Source organism: Mycobacterium sp. TH-M15 (genome assembly GCF_057473705.1).
This window is the reverse complement of record NZ_JBYCLB010000078.1, coordinates 1-3,389: the sequence shown is the minus strand read 5'-3', so window position 1 is coordinate 3,389 and position 3,389 is coordinate 1. Positions and strand designations below refer to the sequence as shown.

At 66.7% G+C, this 3,389-nt stretch carries 3 protein-coding genes; all 3 read right to left on the bottom strand.

The features are described from left to right. Positions 1 to 246 (bottom strand): AAA family ATPase (locus AC2VNT_RS01965; RefSeq protein WP_486945255.1); only part of this gene is annotated, 246 nt, incomplete at its 3' end. 26 nt (positions 247 to 272) lie between these two features. Next, positions 273 to 1,466, bottom strand: coding sequence for a DNA polymerase III subunit beta (gene dnaN, locus AC2VNT_RS01960; RefSeq protein WP_486945254.1), 1,194 nt, complete (start codon positions 1,464 to 1,466; stop codon positions 273 to 275). A gap of 540 nt (positions 1,467 to 2,006) precedes the next feature. Beyond that, on the bottom strand, positions 2,007 to 3,389 hold a 1,383-nt coding region (gene dnaA / locus AC2VNT_RS01955), incomplete at its 5' end, for a chromosomal replication initiator protein DnaA (RefSeq protein WP_486945253.1).

Below are 3,389 nucleotides of genomic sequence, written 5' to 3'. Positions count from 1 at the left end.
CGCCAGCTCGCGGCCCTCGTAGACGACGATCGTCGAGATCAACGACCGAGTCGCCCCCGACCTGATCAGCGGCGCATCGCTGGCCACCCGGTGCGAGCCCAGGGTGGCCGAGTACCACAGCGCTTCGACCAGGTTGGTCTTCCCGTACCCGTTCGGGCCCACCAGAACCGTCGCCCCCGGCGCGAAGTCGAGGTCGACTTGCGCCCAGGATCGGAAATCGCGCAACCCTAAGTGGCGGACATACACGGCTAGCGATCCACCCCTCCGGTCGGTCAGCCGGGCAGGCGCACCGGCATCAACAGGTAGACGTAATCGGACGCTGCGGCCGGGAACGGTCCGCTACCGGACGGAGATTGCGCGTCGTCCGGCGCGGGCCGCAGCACGGCCGGTTTCTTCGGGTCGGTGAAGCCCAACCAAACCCGGCCCGTGCGCAACGACCCCAGCCCGTCGGTGAGATACGTCGGATTAAAGGCGATGGTCAGCGGCTCGCCGGCGAACTGGATCGGCAGGTCCTCCTCGGCCCGGCCGACGTCGTCGGCACCGGCCGACAGCCGCAGCGTGCCGTCCATGAGCTCCATCCGGACCTGGGCGCCCCGCTCGGCGACCAGCGCGACCCTCTTGATCGCCTCGGTCAGCTCGGCCACCCCGACGATCACGACCGTGTTGTGCTCTTCGGGCAGTAACTGCCGGAACTTCGGAAACTCGGCGTCCAGCAACCGGGTGGTGCTGCGTTTGCCGGCGCTGGAGATCCCCAACAACCCCTCCCGACCCACCGCCGAGCCGGCGCCCAGCGCCAGGTGCACCTTGTCGGCGTCGACCCCGGCCTTGGCCGTCTCGGCCAGCGTTTTGGCCGGCACCAGCACCGCCGCTTCCGTTCCCGCCGGCGCCGACCAGGTGAGCTCCCGGACCGCCAGCCGAAACCGATCGGTGGCAGCCAAAACCACTGTGTCGCCCGATATTTCAACCCGGATACCGGTCAGCATCGGCAGCGTGTCGTCCCGTCCGGCCGCGACCGCGACCTGGCCGATCGCCTCGGCGAAGAGTTCGGCCGACATCGCCCCGGTCTCCTCGGGCAGCGTCGGCAGTGTCGGGTAGTCCTCCACCGCCATCGTCGGCAACGAGAACTTGGCGTTTCCGCAGGACAGCATGACCCGGGTGGCTTCGACGGTGACCTCCACCGGTTTGGCCGGAAGGGCTCGGGTGATGTCGGAGAGCAGCCGGCCGGAGACCAACACGCTGCCCGGCGCCGAAACCTCCGCGGCGATCCGTACTTCGGCGGAGACCTCGTAATCGAATCCCGAGACGGTGAGCCCGGTATCCGAACCGGTCAACAACACACCGGCTAGCACCGGCACGGTCGGGCGGGCGGGCAGATTCTTGGCCACCCAGGCCACGGCGTCGGCAAAGTCGTCCCGGTCTAGCCGAAACTTCAACTCGGTGAAAACCTTCATCCCCGCCGGGTCCATGGTGTCCTCTCACGCCTCGTGTCGAGCTCTCTCAAGCGGCTACCCGTCGATGCCGCGGCCGCCTGCGCCGTGCCTCGCCCCGGCGGAAACGTCGCGACGATCGGAAACCCACCGTAGAACTTCTGCGTCGTTCTTGAAAGCCGAACGCCAGCACCGTCAACGAACCCGGTGTCGGGCGGATAGCCGGGTGTGCACAGACGCCGATGGGGTTATCCCACGTGCCTTTCTTCGAAGAAGGATCTGGAGATAGATACCAGTATCAGTAATAGGTCCTGTGCGTACTGGGTATCAGCGGTCGTCGACGCTGGTGGGCGAGGTGCGGAGCTGGGCATCGGCGGTGGACGAAGCGGGGGAGCGGAGACCGGTGGTTGCGGATGAACCAGCCGGTGTGGACGGTCGGACCGGTTACCGTCGGGGACTCGACAGGTAATGCACAACGGTGTCCACAGATCTGGCCTGTGACGGGTGGTGTGAACGGTGGGGAAGTTTTTTGGTCGTGCGGGGGACCCGGCTGGGGCGGCTGGGGCGGCTGGGGCCGGTTCAGCGCTTGGCCCGCTGCCGGATGCGCGTGGTGAGCTCTTTGACGTGATCGAAGACTTCGCGGCGTTCGGCCATCTCGGCGCGGATCTTGCGCTCGGCGTACATCACCGTGGTGTGGTCGCGGCCGAAGGCCTGGCCGATCTTGGGCAGTGAGAGGTCGGTGAGTTCCCGGCAGAGATACATCGCGATCTGGCGGGACTGCGCGAGCGGGCGAGTCTTGCCAGGGCCGCGCAGGTCCTCGACGGTGGTGTCGAAATAGTCGGCGATGGCGGCCATGATGGTCGCCGCGCTGATCTGCATGGTGCCGACATCGGCGACCAGGTCGCGGAGCACGATCTCGGCGAGAGACCGGTCGATCGGGGTCTTGTTCAGCGAGGCGAACGCGGTGACCCGGATCAGTGCGCCTTCGAGTTCGCGGATGTTGCGTTCGATGCTGGCGGCGATCAGTTCGAGGACGGCGTCGGGGACGTCGAGCCGCTCAACCTGGGCCTTCTTGCGCAGGATGGCGATGCGCGTCTCCAGGTCCGGTGGCTGGACATCGGTGATCAGGCCCCATTCGAACCGGGTGCGCAGCCGTTCTTCCAGGGTGGCCAGCTGTTTGGGTGGCCGATCCGAGGAGATGACGATCTGTTTGTTGGCGTTGTGCAAGGTGTTGAAGGTGTGGAAGAACTCCTCCTGGATACCCTCCTTACCCTCGATGAACTGGATGTCGTCGACCAGCAGCACGTCGATATCGCGGTAGCTGCGTTTGAACGCCACCTTGCGGTCGTCGCGCAGCGAGTTGATGAAGTCGTTGGTGAACTCTTCGGTGGAGACGTACTTGACCCGCATGCCGGGGAAGAGGCGTTGGGTGTAATTTCCGGCCGCGTGCAGCAGGTGGGTCTTGCCCAGGCCCGACTCGCCCCAGATGAACAGCGGGTTGTAGGCGCGGGCGGGCGCTTCGGCGATGGCCAGGGTTGCGGCGTGCGCGAACCGGTTCGACGCGCCGATGACGAACGTGTCGAAGGTGTACCGGCGGTTGAGGCTGGCCCCGTCGGCCACCGCCGACTCGTCGCTGGGGCGCTCGCTGAAGTACGACGGCCACTCGGTCTGGCTCTCAGTGAGGATGCCGTCCGCTTCCAGGTCTTCCTCGTCGTCGTGGTCGAGGGTTCGGCTGGTCTCCGCTGCCGCCGCCGACTCCGCGTTGTCAGGGGTGGCCGCGATGCGAACCCCCAGCTCGATCGGCTGACGGAGGCGCCGGCCGAGTGCGTCGGTGATGTGGCCGCGCAGGTGACGTTCGATCTCGTTCTGGACGAAGCTGCTGGGAACCGAGAGCAGCGCGAACCCCTCGACGACGGCGATCGGATGGACCAGCCTGAGCCAGGCCTTCTGCTGAGGAGTCAG